Source organism: Streptomyces sp. 8K308 (assembly GCF_004348315.1).
Lineage (GTDB): Bacteria > Actinomycetota > Actinomycetes > Streptomycetales > Streptomycetaceae > Streptomyces.
The window spans coordinates 1-15,937 of sequence record NZ_SMKC01000147.1 but is presented as its reverse complement, the minus strand read 5'-3'; the positions used below and the strand labels follow the sequence as shown (position 1 = coordinate 15,937).

Here is a 15,937-nt window from a genome sequence, read left to right as displayed (position 1 = left end):
GCCGGGTGGGGGTGCGGGGCGCGGCGACGGCCTCGGCGAGCGGGCCGTTGTCGGCGAGGCCGACGAGGGCGCGGGCGGCGCCCTCGTCGATGGCGGGCAGCCGGCGGGAGCGCAGCAGCCGGCCCGCGGTGGTGTAGCAGGCCGCGAAGCCGCTGGCGGCGAGCAGCACGACGAGGGTGACGCGGGGGGTGGTGACCGCGGTGAGCAGCGCGATGAGGGCCCAGCGCTCGCCGATGGGCAGCACGATCATGCGGCGGGCCCAGACGGTCCAGCCGATGCGGTCGAGCCGGCCGGTGAGCGCGGCGGACGCGGCGGCCGAGGAGGCGCCCTGGGTGGTGGTGTGCGCCTCGTTGAAGGCGAAGTCGACGATGTGACGACAGGACTGGAGCACCATGGCGCCGAGCGCGAGCGCCCACACGTCGTCCCCGCCGCGGGCGGCGCCGAGGGCGAGTCCCGCGTAGTAGGCGTACTCCTTGGCCCGGTCGAAGGTGGCGTCGAGCCAGGCGCCGAGGGTGGAGTACCGGAGCGAGTACCGGGCGAGCTGGCCGTCGGTGCAGTCGAGCACGAAGGAGAACAGCAGCAGCAGGCCGGCGGCGACGAAGCCGCCCCTGGTGCCGGTGGCGGCGAAGCCGGCCGCGACCAGGGCGGTGACCAGCGAGGCGGTGGTGACCTGGTTGGGGGTGAGGCCGCGGCGGGCGCACCAGCGGGCCAGGTAGCGGGAGTAGGGGCTGACGAAGTGGGTGGTGAAGAAGCCGTCGCGCGACTTGACCGCGGTGCGCAGCCGGACGGCCTCCTCGTCGACCCCGGCGACGGCGGCGGCGGCCGCGTCCCGCTCGGCGCCGGTGGTGGGGACGGCCGCGACCAGCGTGCCGAGCTCGGGGCGGTGCACCCGGGTGCCCTCGGCCTCGACCCGCGCGGCGAGCCGGTCGGGCAGGCAGTCGGCGGCCGGCGGGGCGGCGACCGAGCCGCTGCCCTCGGCCCGCTCGGCGGCCGGGCGCTGACCGCCGTCCTGGCTGGCGGCGGCGGTCAGCGCGCCGCGCTCGCCGGGGAGTACGGTGACCGCGCCGGGAATGGCGGCCACGCTAAAGCGCGGGTCGGTGAGGCCGAGGCGGAGGCTGTGCCGGTGTCCCACGAAGCGCGGGTCGACCACGGCGACGCGCTGCCCGGCGGGCACCGCGGCCAGGGCGGGGGCGAGATCGGCGGGCCGCTCCGCGACCCGCACGGCGAATCCCAGCGCCGTCAGGTCGTGTTCGAGCGATGACCCGGGGACGGGCGGACCGGTGAGGATCGCGGTCGACAGCTGACTCACTCCTTGAGGCGGGGCCGCGCTCTGCGACCCGCACGTCGGCAGAGATTATCTGATGAGAACCCTGCGGCAAGAATGGCGTTGGCCCCAGGAAACCCGGAGTTCATGTCGCCCCTCGCCACGGGTGCGGATGCGACCCTACGCGATCAATCGGACACGGTGCGCGCCCACCGTTAGGCTGCGGCCATGAGTTGGCTGATCACCGGTGGCGCTGGATACATAGGGGCACATGTCGTGGAGGTCCTGCGGACCGCCGGGGAGCGGGTCGTGGTGTTCGACGACCTCTCCACCGGGCTGGTCGAGCGGCTGCCGTCCGAGGTGCCCGTGGAGGTCGGCTCGGTGCTCGACCGGGCGCTGCTCGACCGGGCGCTGACCGAGCACGGGGTCACGGGGGTGGTGCACCTGGCGGCGCGCAAGCAGGTCGCGGAGTCCGTGGCCGACCCGCTCGGCTACTACCGGACCAACGTGCACGGGCTCACGGTGCTGCTCGAGGCGGTCGCGGCGGCGGGGGTGCGCCGCTTCGTCTTCTCGTCCTCGGCGGCCGTCTACGGGATGCCGGAGGCCGGCGACCTGACCGGTGGCCTGGTGACCGAGAAGACCCCGTGCCGGCCGATGAACCCGTACGGCGAGACCAAGCTGGCCGGCGAGTGGCTGGTGCGCTCCGCCGGCCGGGCCCACGGCATCGGCACGGTCTGCCTGCGCTACTTCAACGTCGCCGGCGCGGCGCGGCCCGAGCTGGCCGACGCGGGGGCGGCCAACGTCATCCCGATGTTCTTCGAGCGCCTCTCGCGGGGCGAGGCCCCGGTGATCTTCGGGGACGACTACCCGACGCCGGACGGCACCTGCGTCCGGGACTACGTGCACGTCTCCGACCTCGCCGAGGCGCACCTCGCGGCGGTCCACCACCTGGAGCGCGCCGCCGACCCCGCGGCCGCCGGCGACCTGACCGTGAACATCGGCACCGGGCGCGGCGCCTCGGTGCGGGAGATGGCCGACCTGGTGGCGGAGGTCACCGGGGTGCGGGAGCCGGCGCCCGAGATCGCCGGCCGGCGCCCCGGCGACCCGGCGCGGGTGGTGGCCTCGGCCGCGCTGGCGCGCGACCGGCTCGCCTTCGAGGCGCGCCGCGACCTCGCCGAGATGGTCGCCTCGGCCTGGGCCGGCTGGCGCGCGCGGCACCCCGGACCGGCCTGACCTCGGGCTTCGCGATCGGTCAGGAGCACCGCTGTCGAACACGGAAAACTCGCAGGTCAGGGCAATGACAACGGTGTTCAGTGCCGCGTTGCCATATACCCCCCACCCGTAGTTCACTGAGGTCGCGACGCCGGATCGACTTCAGGAGGGCGACGGCATGGGAGCCGGACACAACCACGGCCGACACCAGCACCACGGGGGCTCAGGCGGCACCGCGGGCGCGGCCTACGTCGGGCGGCTCCGCTGGGCCCTCGCGCTCTCCTGCGCGCTACTGGTCGCCCAGGTGGTGGGCGCCGGGGTCACCGGCTCGCTCGCGCTGCTCGCCGACGCCGGCCACGTGGCGACCGACTCGGTCGGCGTCGCCCTGGCGCTCTTCGCGATCCACGTCGCCAACCGGCCGGCCAGCGAGCGACGCACCTTCGGCTTCGCCCGGATGGAGATCCTGGCCGCGCTGGTGAACTGTCTGCTGCTGCTCGGGGTCGGCGGCTACATCCTCTTCGAGGCGATCGAGCGGCTGCGCGAGCCGGCCGAGGTGCCCGGCGGCCTCACCGTGCTCTTCGGCGTGGTGGGCCTGGTCCTCAACTGCGTAGCGTTGCTGCTGCTCATGCGCGGCCAGCGGGAGAGCCTGAACGTGCGCGGCGCGTTCCTCGAGGTCCTGGCCGACACCCTGGGCTCGGTGGCCGTGGTGATCGCCGCGGTGGTGATCATCACCACGGGCTGGCAGCGGGCGGACACGATCGCCTCGCTGGTGATCGCGGTGCTGATCGTGCCGCGGACGGTGAAGCTGGCGCGTGAGGCGCTCGACGTGCTGCTCGAGGCGGCGCCGAAGGACGTGCGGATCGCCGAGGTCAGGTCGCACATCCTGGAACTGCCCGGCGTCGAGGACCTGCACGACCTGCACGTCTGGACGATCACCTCCGGCATGCCGGTGCTCTCCGCCCACGTGGTGGTCGACCAGGACACCCTGGACGCGGTGGGGCACGAGCGGATGCTGCACGACCTACAGGGTTGCCTCGGCGAACACTTCGATGTGGGGCACTGCACATTCCAGTTGGAGCCGCGGGGTCACGCGGCCCACGAGGCCGGTCTCTGTCACTGACCCGGTGCGGCACACTGGTCGGAGCCGAACCGCGCGACCAGGAAACACCGGGAGACCCGCTATATGCCCCACTGCACAGCCGTTGAGCCCGGTCAGATCCTGCTGGAACTCGTCGACGAGAACGGCGCGACGATCGGCACCTCGGAGAAGCTGGCCGCCCACCGGGCGCCCGGGCTGCTCCACCGGGCCTTCTCGGTCTTTCTCTTCGACCCGGCCGGGCGGCTGCTGCTCCAGCGCCGCGCGGCCGGCAAGTACCACTCCCCCGGCGTCTGGTCCAACACCTGCTGTGGGCACCCCTATCCGGGCGAGCCGCCGTTCCTGGCCGCGACCCGGCGCACCTCGGAGGAGCTAGGCGCGGCGCCCGCGCTGCTGCGCGAGGCCGGCACCGTCAGGTACCACCATCCGGATCCCGCCTCGGGCCTGGTGGAGCGGGAGTACAACCACCTGTTCGCCGGTCTGGTGACCGAGCCGCTCCGGCCCGACCCGGCCGAGGTCGACGAGACGGCCTTCGTGACCCCGGGGGAGCTCGGCCGGCTGATCGACGGCCGGGCGTTCTCGGTCTGGTTCCATACCGTGCTCGACGCGGCCAGGCCCGTGATCAGGGAGCTGACGGGCGCCACCGCCGGCTGGTGAGGCGGCCGGCCGGGCCCGGCTCAGACCCGGTCCACCGGGAGCGCGGCCCAGACCACCTTGCCGCCGGTCGCGGTCGCCGTCACCCCGCAGTCCCCGCCGGCCTCGAGCGCGGTCGCCTTGACCAACAGCAGGCCGCGCCCGCTGGTGTGGTGCTGGTCGGGCGCCACGTCCAGGGCACGCGGTCGGTAAGGGTGCCCGTCCTCGACCGAGAGCCGGACCCAGTACGCGTCGAAGCCGACCTCGACGCCGATCTCGGTGGTGAGCAGGGCGGCGTGCCGGGCCGAGTTGGTGACCAGCTCGGAGAGGATCAGCAGCACCCCGTAGAGCCGGTCGGCCGTGAGTGGTGCCTGTTGCCGGCGGAGCAGATCGCGCACGGCATGCCTGACGTGCGGCACCGCGTGCTCGACCGGCGGAACGCTGAAGCGCCAGATCCCGGCGTGGCCGGAGGTCGGGGGGAGCCCGGAAAGCGGCAGGGCGCCTGATCTACTGTCCATGGCTCCGAGTCTTGGCATGTGCCAGGGCGACATGACCCAGTGACCTCAACTCGCCATAAAAAGGGTGCAATTCGATCGCACCGTTTCGCATGCGATCGAATCCCGACCAGTCTTCTTCGGAGGACTTCGGGAGGGGGCACGCCACCCCGCGCGGCCACCCGAGCCGGGCTTCACCCGACCGGCCGGGGCGCACCGTTGCGAACCCGTAGTGGGCCACCGCCCTGGCGCGAGCGCCGGAGTGCGCCGCCGCATGTGTCGCGACTATACGCAAGTTGAGAAATAGGACCGCTGGGCGGCCACACAGCGACTGTTTCGAAAGGGTCGGCACCATACATGGTTACTATCACCATGTATATGAATTAGCCCGAACCATACGGAATAGGGCGGAGACCACTCGCTATCGACATTTCGGAGAGTGTTCGAGCCATCTGCCGGGCAAGGTCATCCCGACTCATTCCCTGGACGTTGGAGTGCTGCTGTCATGGCTCTTCCGCAAGGTCCCCTGGAACACCGCTACCAGGGGGAACATCCGGTGCGGACCCTCGCCTATCTCTTCCGGGAGTCCCGCCCGCGGCTCCTGGTCGCCGTGCTCGCGTTCATCGTCAAGCACAGCCCGGTCTGGCTGCTCCCCCTGGTCACCGCCAACATCATCGACATCGTCGTCGAGCGCCGGCCCATCTCCCAACTCGGCGCCAACACCGTGGTCCTGGTCGTCGTGCTGCTGCTCAACTACCCGACCCACCTGCTCTACGTCCGCTGCATGCACGGCAGCATCCGGCGGGTCGGCACCGGGCTGCGATCCGCGCTCTGCCGCCGGATGCAGGAGCTGTCCATCGGCTACCACTCCCGGGTCAGCGCGAGCGCCCTGCAGACCAAGGTGATCAGGGACGTGGAGAACATCGAGCAGTCCGTGCAGCAGAGCGCGGACACCGGGCTCGGGGCCATCATCACCCTGGTCGGCGGCCTGGTGGTCATCGCGGTGCGGGTACCCGAGGCGCTGCCCGTCTTCCTGGTGATGGTGCCGGCCACCACGCTGCTGGTGCGCAGGCTGCGCGGCCGGCTGCGCTCCCACAACGAGCGGTTCCGCCGCCAGGTCGAGCAACTCTCCTCCCGTGTCGGCGAGATGACCAGCCTGATCCCCGTCACCCGGGCCCACGGCCTGGAGCGCACCGCGCTCGTCCGAGTCGACGGCACCCTGCGCCAGGTACTCACCGCGGGTATACGGCTCGACCTGATCAACGGTCATTTCGGCGCCCTGGCGTGGATCCTGCTCCAGGCCATCGGCATCGGCTTCCTCGCCGGCGCGGCGCTGGTCTCGTACTACGCCTGGCTGCCGATCAGCCCCGGCGACGTGGTGATGCTCAGCACCTTCTTCACCACCCTCACCGGCTCCATGACCATGCTGATGAGCCTGGCCCCCGTCATCTCCAGGGGCCTCGAGTCCGTCCGCTCGGCCGGCGAGGTGCTGCAGGCCCCCGACCTGGAGGTCAACGCGGGCAAGGCCCAGGTCACCGCCGTCAAGGGCCGGATCGACTTCGAGAACGTCGACTTCCGGTACGACGGCGAGGGCCCGGCCGCCGTCACCGACTTCACCCTGCGGGTGCCGCCCGGCCAGACCGTCGCCCTGGTGGGCGCCTCCGGCGCCGGCAAGTCCACCATCCTCAACCTGCTGATCGGCTTCATCCGCCCCGTCTCAGGACGGATCCTGCTCGACGGCAGCGACATGGCCACCCTCGACCTGCGCAGCTACCGCCGCTTCCTGTCCGTGGTGCCCCAGGAGTCCGTCCTCTTCGAGGGCTCCGTCCGGGAGAACGTCGGCTACGGCATGCCCCACATCGACGACGAAACCGTGCGCGACGCGCTGCGCGACGCCAACGCGCTGGAGTTCGTCGACCGGCTGCCCAACGGCCTCGACACGGTCGTCGGCGAGCGCGGCGCCCGGCTCTCCGGCGGCCAGCGGCAGCGCATCGCCATCGCCAGGGCGCTGATCCGCGACCCGCGGATCCTCGTGCTCGACGAGGCCACCTCGGCCCTCGACACGCGCTCCGAGGCGCTGGTCCAGGAGGCCATGGACCGACTGATGCGCGGCCGCACCGTCTTCGTGGTCGCCCACCGGCTCTCCACGGTGCGCGGCGCCGACCGGATCGTGGTGCTCGAACGGGGCCGGATCCAGGAGGTCGGCAGCCACGCCGAACTGCTGCGCCGCGGCGGCGCCTACGCGCGCCTCCAGTCCAACCAGCTGACCTGAACGGCGTGGCTCCCCGAGGGGCGAGCCGCGGGGCCGGTAGGGCGAACCGGCCCCGCCGGGGGTCACAGCGGTTCGACCTCAGTCAGCTCGCCGTCCAGGGCGAGCCAGCGCGTGACGCCGAGCTCGCGCAGGAACGGTAGGTCGTGGCTGACCACGAGCAGCGCGCCCCGGTAGGAGTGCAGCGCCGAGGTGAGCTGCCGGACGCTGGCCAGGTCCAGATTGTTGGTCGGCTCGTCCAGCATCAACAGCTGCGGCGCGGGCTCCGCCAGCATCAGCGCGGCCAGCGAGGCCCGGAAGCGCTCCCCACCGGAGAGGGTGCCGACCAACTGGTCAGGGCGGTCCTTGCGGAACAGGAACCTGGCCAACTGGGCCCTGATGTGCTGCGGGGAGGCCCCCGGCGCCAGCCGGCGCACGTTCTCGGCGATGCTGACCGACTCGTCGAGCAGGTCGAGGCGCTGCGGCAGGTACCGCATCGGCACCTGCACCCGCACCTCGCCGGAGACCGGCGCCAGCTCGCCGGCCACCGCCTCGAGCAGCGTCGTCTTGCCGGCGCCGTTGCCGCCGGTCAGCGCGATCCGCTCAGGGCCGAGCACCTCGAGCGCGGCGCGGACGCCGCCCCGCAGCTCCACGTCCGCGAGTTCGAGCACCCGGCGCCTCGGCGGCACGGCCGTGTGCGGCAGGTCGACGCGGATCTCGTCGTCGTCGCGCACCGCCGACTCGGCCTCGGCGAGACGCTCCCGGGCGCCGGCGAGGCGCTCCTCGTGCAGACCGCGGTGGCGGCCCGCGTTCTCCTGGGCGCGCCGCTTGCGCGCGCCGAGCAGGATCTTGGGGGCCCCGCCACGCTCGGCCTCCCGCCTGCCCTGCCCGGCCCGGCGGGCCAGCTTCTCGTTGGCCTCGATCAACTCCCGCTTCTGCCGTCGGACGTCGGCCTCGGCCACCCGCACCATCCGCTCGGCGGCTTCCTGTTCGACGGCCAGCGCGGCCTCGTACTCCGAGAGCGTGCCGCCGTACCAGACGACCCTGCCCTCCCTCAGGTCGGCGATCTGGTCGACCCGCTCCAGGAGTTCGCGGTCGTGGCTGACCACCACGAGCGCCCCCGACCAGCCGGCCACGGCCGCGTAGAGACGCTCGCGGGCCCGCAGGTCGAGGTTGTTGGTCGGCTCGTCGAGCAGCAGCACGTCGGGCCGGCGCAGCAGCAGGGCCGCCAGGCTCAGCAGCACGGTCTGGCCGCCGGAGAGCCGGCCGACGGTGCGGTCGAGCTCGACGCCGGCGAGGCCGAGCTGGTCGAGGGTGGCGCGGGTGCGCTCCTCGACGTCCCAGTCGTCCCCGACGACTCCGAAGTGCTCCTCGGCCACGTCGCCCGACTCGATGGCGTGCAGGGCGGCCCTGACCTTCTCGATGCCGAGCACCCGGTCGACGCGCTGCGCGGTGTCCAGGGTGATGTTCTGCGGCAGGTAGCCGAGCTCCCCGGTCACCCGGACCGTGCCCGAGGTGGGGGTGAGCCGCCCGGCGAGCAGCCGGAGCAGTGTCGACTTGCCGCTGCCGTTGAGGCCGATCAGGCCGGTGCGGCCGGGTCCGGCTGCGAAGTCGAGGCCGTCGAAGAGCCGGGTGCCGTCCGGCCAGGCGTAGCCGAGGTCGACACAGGTGATCTGCGCGGTGGTGTGGGGCATCTCGGAGCTCCAGTGCTTGTCACGAACGGTGGGCGACACATGGAGACACCGGGCCCGGGGCGGCCGGGACTGGCTGATCGGAGGGAAGGCGTGGCGGGCGACGGGTGGCCGGCTCAGCCGAGGTCGATCGCGCGGCGCGGCACCACACGTCCGGTTCGGAACGCGCGGCGCGACGGGCTCGCGGTGTCTGCGACCTCAGCTGTCCAACGGGCCCCCTCATGTCGACGACAGGCCGGGTAGCACCCTAGGGAGGGCCGGGTGGCGGGCGCAACCGAATTACGCCCTGTCCGGGCGGGCCGGCCCACCGCCCGGCGGAGCGTGCGACGGCTCAGGCCTTGCCGCGGGCGGCGAGGCGGGCCTGGCGGGCGGCGAGGCGCTCGTCGAAGAGGCTGGCCTCGCTGTCCAGGCCGTCGAGGAACCGGCCGAGCTCCTCCTGGGCCTTCAGGCCCTCGGCGCCGAGGCCGCCGACGTCGAGCGCCCTGAAGAAGCGCAGCACCGGCTGGAGCACCTCGTCGTGGTGGATGCGCAGGTTGTAGATGCCGCCGATGGCCATCCTGGCGGCGGCGCGCTCGAAGCCGGGGATGCCGTGGCCCGGCATGCGGAAGTTGACCACCACGTCCCTGACGGCCCGCATGGCCTGGTCGGGGGCCAACTCGAAAGCCGCCTTCAGCAGGTTGCGGTAGAAGACCATGTGCAGGTTCTCGTCGGTGGCGATGCGGGCCAGCAGCCGGTCGCAGACCGGGTCGCCGGACTCGCGACCGGTGTTGCGGTGCGATATGCGGGTGGCCAGCTCCTGGAAGGCGACGTAGGCCACCGAGTGCAGCATGGAGTGCGCGTTGTCGGACTCGAACCCCTCCGACATGTGCGCCATGCGGAAGTTCTCCAGCTGGACCGGGTCAACGGCGCGGGTGGTCAGCAGGTAGTCGCGCAGCACGATGCCGTGCCGGCCCTCCTCGGCGGTCCAGCGGTGCACCCAGTTCCCCCAGGCGCCCTCGCGGCCGAAGATGGTGGCGATCTCGTGGTGGTAGCTCGGCAGGTTGTCCTCGGTGAGCAGGTTGACCACCAGCGCCGTGCGGCCGATGTCGGTCACCTTGGACTGGTCGGGGGCCCACGGCTCACCGCCCAGCGGGCCGTCGAAGTTCCGGCCCTCGCTCCAGGGCACGTACTCGTGCGGCATCCAGTCCTTGGCCACTCCCAGGTGGCGGTTGAGCTCGCGCTCCACCACCTCCTCCAGGGCATGGATCAGACGGACGTCGGTCCACTCGTCCGAACTGGTCAGAGGGGTGGGGCTGAAGGTCACTGAAGCTCCTGGCGGGTAACGCGAATACCTACGAGACCGTAGGTTACGGCACCGTAAGTTGTTACCCGCCGGTCTGGCAAGGGAATGGCCGTAAAAGGCGGGCCACTTCACAGCGCGGCGGCCCGGACCGCGGTCGGTCCGGGCCGCCGGGTGGGCCGTTCGCCCTGGATACCCCTCGGATCAGCGCTTGCCGCGCTCGGGGCGCACCAGCCCCGCACGGCGCAGCGCGTCGGCCATGGCGCTGTTCGCCGGCGGCGCCTCCCGCCGCTGGCCACCGCCGCCACCGCGCCGGTCCCGCTGCCTCGGGGCGCCACCGCCGCGCTCGCCGCGCTCGCCACGCGGCCGGCGCTCGTCCCGGCCGCCGCGCCCGCCGCCAAAGCCCGGCTCCTCGTCGAGCCGCAGGGTCAGCGAGATGCGCTTGCGCGCCACGTCCACGTCGAGGACCCTCACCTTCACGATGTCCCCCGGCTTGACCACCTCGCGCGGGTCGGACACGAACTTCTTCGACATGGCCGAGACGTGCACAAGACCGTCCTGGTGGACGCCCACGTCCACGAAGGCGCCGAAGGCCGCGACGTTGGACACCACGCCCTCGAGCACCATGCCGGGCTTCAGGTCGCCGATCTTCTCGACGCCCTCCTTGAACCGCGCGGTGCGGAAGGCCGGACGCGGGTCGCGACCCGGCTTCTCCAACTCCCGCAGGATGTCGGTGACCGTCGGCAGCCCGAAGGTGTCGTCCACGAAGTCGGCCGGGCGCAGCGAGCGCAGCGCCGACGCGTTGCCCACCAGGCCCTGCACGTCGCCGCCGGTGGTCGCCGCCATGCGACGCACCACGGGATACGCCTCCGGGTGCACCGCCGAGGCGTCGAGCGGGTCGTCCCCGCCCCTGATCCGCAGGAAGCCCGCGCACTGCTCGAACGCCTTGGGGCCGAGCCTGGAGACCTGCTTGAGCGCACCCCGGTTGGTGAAGGGCCCGTTGAGATCGCGGTGGGACACGATGTTCTCCGCGAGGGTGGTGCCGATGCCCGACACCCGGGCGAGCAGCGGCACAGAGGCGGTGTTGACGTCGACCCCGACGCCGTTCACACAGTCCTCGACGACGGCGTCGAGCGAGCGGGAGAGCTTCACCTCTGACAGGTCGTGCTGATACTGGCCGACGCCGATCGAGCGCGGGTCGATCTTCACCAGCTCGGCCAGCGGGTCCTGGAGCCGGCGGGCGATCGAGACGGCGCCGCGCAGCGACACGTCGAGGTCGGGCAGCTCCTGGGCCGCGTAGGCCGACGCCGAGTAGACCGAGGCGCCCGCCTCGGAGACCACCATCCTGGTCAGCCCGGCCTCGGGCATCCTGGCGATGAGCTCGCCGGCCAGCTTGTCCGTCTCCCGGGAGGCCGTGCCGTTCCCGATGGCGATCAGCTCGACGCCGTGCTCGAGGGCGAGCGCCTCCAGCCTGGCCAGCGCCTCGTCCCACCGGCGGTGCGGCGCGTGCGGGTAGATCGTGTCGGTGGCGGCGACCTTGCCCGTGGCGTCCACCACGGCGACCTTGACGCCGGTGCGCAGACCGGGGTCGAGCCCCATGGTGGCCCGGGTGCCGGCCGGCGCGGCGAGCAGCAGGTCGCGCAGGTTGGCCGCGAAGACGCCCACCGCGTCGTCCTCGGCGGCGGTGCGCAGCCGCCCGCGCAGGTCGATGCCGAGGTGGACCAGGATCCGGGTGCGCCAGGCCCAGCGCACCGTCTCGCCGAGCCAGGCGTCGGCCGGGCGGCCCCGGTCGGCGATGCCGAAGCGGTGGGCGATGGCGCGCTCGAACGACGACGGCTCGGCACCACTCCGCTCCTCGTCGCCGGCCGGCTCCTCGGGCTCCAGGGTGAGGTCGAGGACCTCCTCCTTCTCGCCGCGGAACATGGCGAGCACCCGGTGCGACGGCAGCTCGGTGAACGGCTCGGAGAAGTCGAAGTAGTCGGCGAACTTGGCGCCTTCGGTCTCCTTGCCCGACCGCACCCTGGCCACGAGACGGCCGCGCTGCCACATCCGCTCGCGCAGCTCGCCGAGCAGGTCAGCGTCCTCTCCGAACCGCTCGGTGAGGATGGCCCTCGCGCCGGCGAGCGCGGCCTCCGCGTCCGGCACGCCGCGCGCCTCGTCGACGAAGGCGGCGGCCGCGGCGACCGGCAGCACGCTCGGGTCGGCCAGCAGCCCGTCGGCCAGCGGCTCCAGGCCGGCCTCGCGGGCGATCTGGGCCTTGGTGCGGCGCTTCGGCTTGTAGGGCAGGTAGATGTCCTCGAGACGGGCCTTGGTCTCGGCGCCGCGGATCGCGGCCTCGAGCGCCGCGCCCAGCTTGCCCTGGGCGCGCACCGACTCCAGCACGGCCTCGCGCCGCTCCTCGAGCTCGCGCAGGTAGCGCAGCCGCTCCTCCAGGGAGCGGAGCTGCGTGTCGTCGAGCGCGCCGGTGGCCTCCTTGCGGTACCGGGCGATGAACGGCACCGTCGAGCCGCCGTCGAGCAGCCCCACGGCCGCCTTGACCTGCCCCTCCCCTACGCCGAGCTCCTCGGCGATCCTGGCCTCGATGGACCGTCCTGCGACGGACTGTGTCACGATCTCGCTCCGCATTTCCCGCGCTTTCCCGGCTTCCCGGCGCGCACTCCGCGCCGTGCGGAGCATTGTGACAGGCGGCACCGACATCCGACCGGCCAGCCGGGCCCCCGTGTCGGCCGGGGCGCACGCCGCGCGGTCAGCCGGCCGCGGCGCGCTCCCGCTCCCGGCGCGTCAGGTCGTACGCCTCCTGGGCCTCGGTGATCTCCGGCATCCGCAGCTCAACCAGCCGGGTCAGCGCCCAGACCCGGTCGGCGAACTCCCGGCCGAGCGGGGTGAGCGAGTAGTCCACGTGCGGCGGGATGACCGGGCGCGCCTCGCGCAGCACCATGCCGTCCCGCTCCAGGGTCTGGAGGGTCTGGGCGAGCATCTTCTCGCTGATGCCCCCGATGGCCCGGCGCAGCTCGCTGAACCGCTGCCGCTCGGTGTCGAGCAGCAGGGCGAGCACCAGGACGCCCCAGCGGCTGGTGACGTGCTCGAGCACCACCCGGGAGGGGCAGGTGGCGGCGTTGACGTTGGGCGGAATGCTTACTGTCATACCAGTACCTTACTTCAAAGTGGGTACTTTCTCTTGGTTAGCGTGCAGCTTAGGGTCGGGTTGTCAGAACGGACAACACCGAGGAGACATCGATGTTCGTGGTCACCGCCGCCACCGGCCACCTGGGCCGGCTGGTCGTCGACGCCCTGTTGGAGAAGGTTCCCGCCGACCAGGTGGCCGTGGTGGTGCGGAACGAGGCGAAGGCCGCCGACCTCGCGGCCCGCGGCGTGACCGTGCGGGTCGCGGACTACGGCGCCCCCGAGGGCCTGGCGAGCGCCTTCGGGACCGGCGACCGGGTGCTGTTCATCTCGGGCACCGACGCGGGGCAGCGGGTCCCCCAGCACACGGCCGTGGTGGAGGCCGCCAAGGCGGCGGGCGTCGGCCTGCTCGCCTACACGAGCGTGCTCGGCGGCCCCGCCGCCACCTTCACGCTGGCCGACGACCACCGGGCCACCGAGGAGGTCATCACGGCCTCCGGGGTGCCCTACACCCTCCTGCGCAACGGCTGGTACCACGAGAACTACACGGAGCAGCTGGCCCCGGTGCTCGAACACGGCGCGGTGGTGGCCAGCGCCGGCGACGGCCGGGTGGCCTCGGCCTCCCGCGCCGACTACGCGGCCGCCGCGGTGGCCGTGCTCACCGGCGAGGGCCACGAGGGCAAGGCGTACGAGCTGAGCGGCGACACCGCCTGGAGCCTCGCCGAGTACGCGGCGGAGCTGTCCCGCCAGACCGGCAGGGAGATCAGTTACACGCCGGTCACCCCCGAGGAGCACCTGGCGATCCTGACCGGCGCCGGGCTGCCCGAGCCGTTCGCCGCCATCCTCGTGGACGTGGACACCTCGGGCATCGCGCGGGGCCTGCTCGCGGACACCAGCGGGGACCTCGCCCGGCTCATCGGCCGACCGACCACGCCGCTGGCCGACGCGATCGCCGTGGCCCTGAAGGCCGCCTGACCAGGGGCGCGGGGGGCGTCGCTCCGCCGCCTCCCACGCGGTTTCGGCCATCCGCGCCCACGGGAGCGCTCCCGCCACCGACCGATCTGAGCGTTGTCAACTCCACCACTCGTTCGAGTGATATGAACTCCACACGTGCAGCTGAATTCCTTGCGGACTGCCGGGAGTTAGGGGCAGGGTGCGAGACGTAACGCAGCGCACCCAATTCCTGACACCGCGTGCAGCACCGGAGGGATCATGACGCTCACCAGCCCGGACGCCGAGATCCAACGCCTCTCGTACAGCTGGTTGCTGACGGCCAGGCGCGAGGATCTGGCGCACTTCCGGCGGCTCGCCTCGCTCGCCATGCGAGAGTGGGGGCAACCGCAGCGGGTCACCGAGGTCGTGTTGCACGGGGTCACCGAGCTGCTGTCCAACGTGGCGCGGCACGTGGGCGATCCGCGCTGCACCCTGGAGCTCTCGTTGCTCGGCAACGCCGTGCAGGTCTCGGTGAGCGACCGCTCGACGGAGCTGCCCAAGATCACGCTGCCCGACTGGACGGCCGAGGAGGGCCGGGGGCTCTGGCTGCTGCGGGAGATGGCCGACGGGCTCGGCTACGCGCTCACCGAGGACGGCAAGCAGGTGTGGGTGCGGGTCAGCACCGATCCGCCCAGCTCCTGAGCCGCCCCGCCCCCGGCCGCGCTCACTCCTCGGGCGGCTCGACGGGGCGCCGGAACCGCACGCCGTCCGCGGACGCCCGGTAGAGATAGCCGAGCGGCCCGCCGCCGGCGTAGCCGCCGCCCGAGTCGAAAGCCAACGGCCGGCCGAGGCCGTGGTACTCGGCGCCGCGCAGCTGCGCGAGCAACGAAGCGCGCGCCGGCCCGGCGGCCTCGTGCTCGAGCGCCCGCATGGCGTCGACCACCATCCGCGCCGCGTCGTAGCCCTCGACCGCGTAGGGCTCGACGATGCCGCCGAACCGCTCGCGGTGCACGGTGGCGAAGCCGCTAGCGTCCGGGTCGCCAAGCGGGTCGGTGTAGGTGGTGACGAAGTACCAGCCGGCCGCGTCCTCGCCCGCGAACTCGAAGAACTCCGGCCCCAGCGCCTCCTGGGTGGCCACCACGACGCCCTCGTACCCGGCCTCGGCCAGCGCCCTGGCCAACCGCCCCGCGCCGTCCGCGAACCCGCCGTACACGACGGCGTCAAGACCGGCCGCCGTGAACCCCTCGGCCACCTCGGCGAAGTCCCGGGTGCCGGCCGGCAGCACCCGGGGCGTGAGCTCGACGGCGCGCCGGTCCACGGCGTCGCTGACCGCCCGGGTGACCAGCCAGCTGTACTCGTCGGCCGTGCGGTCGTCGATCAGGCCGACCCGGCGGGCCCCGAGATCGCCGAGCACCAGCGGCACCGCCCGCGCCGCCGTCGCCGTGTCGGGCCGGCCGAGCAGCAGCGTGTCGTCCTCGGTGCGCGGCTCGAAGCTGCCGGCGGAGAGCGCGAGCAGCGGCACGCCGGCCGCGCCGTACGCCTCGGCGGCCGTCCGCGCGACGGCATCCCCGGTGGGCCCGATGACGACGAGCACCTCCGGGTCGTCGATCAGCGCCCGCGCCACCTCGGCCGCGCGCTCGGGATCGCCGCCGTCGTCCAGGGCGCGCAGGCTCACCGTGAAGCTGAGGTTGCCCAGTTGGTTCAGCTCCTCGACGGCCATGGTGACGCCCCGCCGCTGGCCCTTGCCGTACTTCTCGTGCGGGCCGCTGAGGTCGGCGTGCAGGCCGATCGTGTAGTGCCGGCGGCCCTCGGCCGAGGCGGCGCCGCCGGAGCGCGACACGAGCAGCCTGGCGGCGAGCGCGCCGCCGAACAGCACCAGTCCGCCGCTGCCGAGGGCGGTCAGCAGCCGGCGGCGGGTCGGCTCCGGCTCGGGCGGCGGGGGCGGCTGCGGGGCGGCCCTCGGC

General features: G+C 73.0%; 13 protein-coding genes. 6 read left to right on the top strand and 7 right to left on the bottom strand.

Annotated features, from left to right (window positions below; all coding sequences use genetic code 11):
* Nucleotides 1-1,300 (bottom strand): CDP-alcohol phosphatidyltransferase family protein (locus tag E1265_RS20205; RefSeq protein WP_132931945.1); only part of this gene is annotated, 1,300 nt, incomplete at its 3' end.
* Between the two features lie 192 nt (nucleotides 1,301-1,492).
* Between E1265_RS20205 and galE the strand changes: the two genes are divergently transcribed.
* The 3 genes from galE (at nucleotide 1,493) to idi (ending at nucleotide 4,229) form a co-directional block, all read left to right on the top strand.
* Entirely contained in the window at nucleotides 1,493-2,497 is a 1,005-nt protein-coding gene (gene galE / locus E1265_RS20200; protein WP_132931943.1) for a UDP-glucose 4-epimerase GalE, read from the top strand.
* Between the two features lie 157 nt (nucleotides 2,498-2,654).
* Nucleotides 2,655-3,596, top strand: a complete 942-nt coding sequence (locus E1265_RS20195; RefSeq protein WP_132931941.1) for a cation diffusion facilitator family transporter — start codon at nucleotides 2,655-2,657, stop codon at nucleotides 3,594-3,596.
* Between the two features lie 63 nt (nucleotides 3,597-3,659).
* Nucleotides 3,660-4,229 (top strand): isopentenyl-diphosphate Delta-isomerase, encoded by a 570-nt coding sequence (gene idi, locus E1265_RS20190; RefSeq protein WP_132931939.1) that lies wholly within the window; start codon nucleotides 3,660-3,662, stop codon nucleotides 4,227-4,229.
* A 20-nt stretch (nucleotides 4,230-4,249) separates the two neighbouring features.
* Here idi and E1265_RS20185 read toward each other — a convergent pair whose 3' ends face one another.
* On the bottom strand, nucleotides 4,250-4,723 hold the full coding sequence (locus E1265_RS20185; RefSeq protein WP_132931938.1) for an ATP-binding protein: 474 nt from the start codon (nucleotides 4,721-4,723) through the stop codon (nucleotides 4,250-4,252).
* A gap of 481 nt (nucleotides 4,724-5,204) precedes the next feature.
* On the opposite strand from E1265_RS20185, the gene E1265_RS20180 reads away from it, so the two are divergent.
* Nucleotides 5,205-6,971: an ABC transporter ATP-binding protein gene (locus E1265_RS20180; RefSeq protein ID WP_132931928.1), complete on the top strand. Its 1,767-nt coding sequence runs from the start codon at nucleotides 5,205-5,207 to the stop codon at nucleotides 6,969-6,971.
* 62 nt (nucleotides 6,972-7,033) lie between these two features.
* On the opposite strand, the gene E1265_RS20175 is transcribed toward E1265_RS20180, so the two are convergent.
* The 4 genes from E1265_RS20175 to E1265_RS20160 all read right to left on the bottom strand — a co-directional run bounded on the left by E1265_RS20175 (nucleotide 7,034) and on the right by E1265_RS20160 (nucleotide 13,062).
* On the bottom strand, nucleotides 7,034-8,641 hold the full coding sequence (locus E1265_RS20175; protein ID WP_132931926.1) for an ATP-binding cassette domain-containing protein: 1,608 nt from the start codon (nucleotides 8,639-8,641) through the stop codon (nucleotides 7,034-7,036).
* 328 nt (nucleotides 8,642-8,969) lie between these two features.
* Nucleotides 8,970-9,941, bottom strand: coding sequence for an acyl-ACP desaturase (locus E1265_RS20170; RefSeq protein ID WP_132931924.1), 972 nt, complete (start codon nucleotides 9,939-9,941; stop codon nucleotides 8,970-8,972).
* A 180-nt stretch (nucleotides 9,942-10,121) separates the two neighbouring features.
* Nucleotides 10,122-12,527 carry a Tex family protein gene (locus E1265_RS20165; protein WP_347877226.1) on the bottom strand — a complete coding sequence of 802 codons (2,406 nt, stop codon included), beginning with the start codon at nucleotides 12,525-12,527 and terminating at the stop codon, nucleotides 10,122-10,124.
* Between the two features lie 136 nt (nucleotides 12,528-12,663).
* Nucleotides 12,664-13,062, bottom strand: coding sequence for a helix-turn-helix domain-containing protein (locus tag E1265_RS20160; protein WP_132931921.1), 399 nt, complete (start codon nucleotides 13,060-13,062; stop codon nucleotides 12,664-12,666).
* Between the two features lie 92 nt (nucleotides 13,063-13,154).
* Here E1265_RS20160 and E1265_RS20155 point away from each other — a divergent pair, with 92 nt between their 5' ends.
* Together E1265_RS20155 and E1265_RS20150 are read left to right on the top strand one after the other, a co-directional pair.
* Complete coding sequence (locus E1265_RS20155) at nucleotides 13,155-14,015, top strand: SDR family oxidoreductase (protein ID WP_132931919.1); 861 nt, start codon at nucleotides 13,155-13,157, stop codon at nucleotides 14,013-14,015.
* A gap of 237 nt (nucleotides 14,016-14,252) precedes the next feature.
* Complete coding sequence (locus E1265_RS20150) at nucleotides 14,253-14,675, top strand: ATP-binding protein (RefSeq protein WP_132931917.1); 423 nt, start codon at nucleotides 14,253-14,255, stop codon at nucleotides 14,673-14,675.
* A 22-nt stretch (nucleotides 14,676-14,697) separates the two neighbouring features.
* Here the strand turns inward: E1265_RS20150 and E1265_RS20145 are convergent.
* Nucleotides 14,698-15,937: branched-chain amino acid ABC transporter substrate-binding protein (locus E1265_RS20145; RefSeq protein WP_165953811.1), on the bottom strand; the 1,240-nt coding region annotated here is incomplete at its 5' end.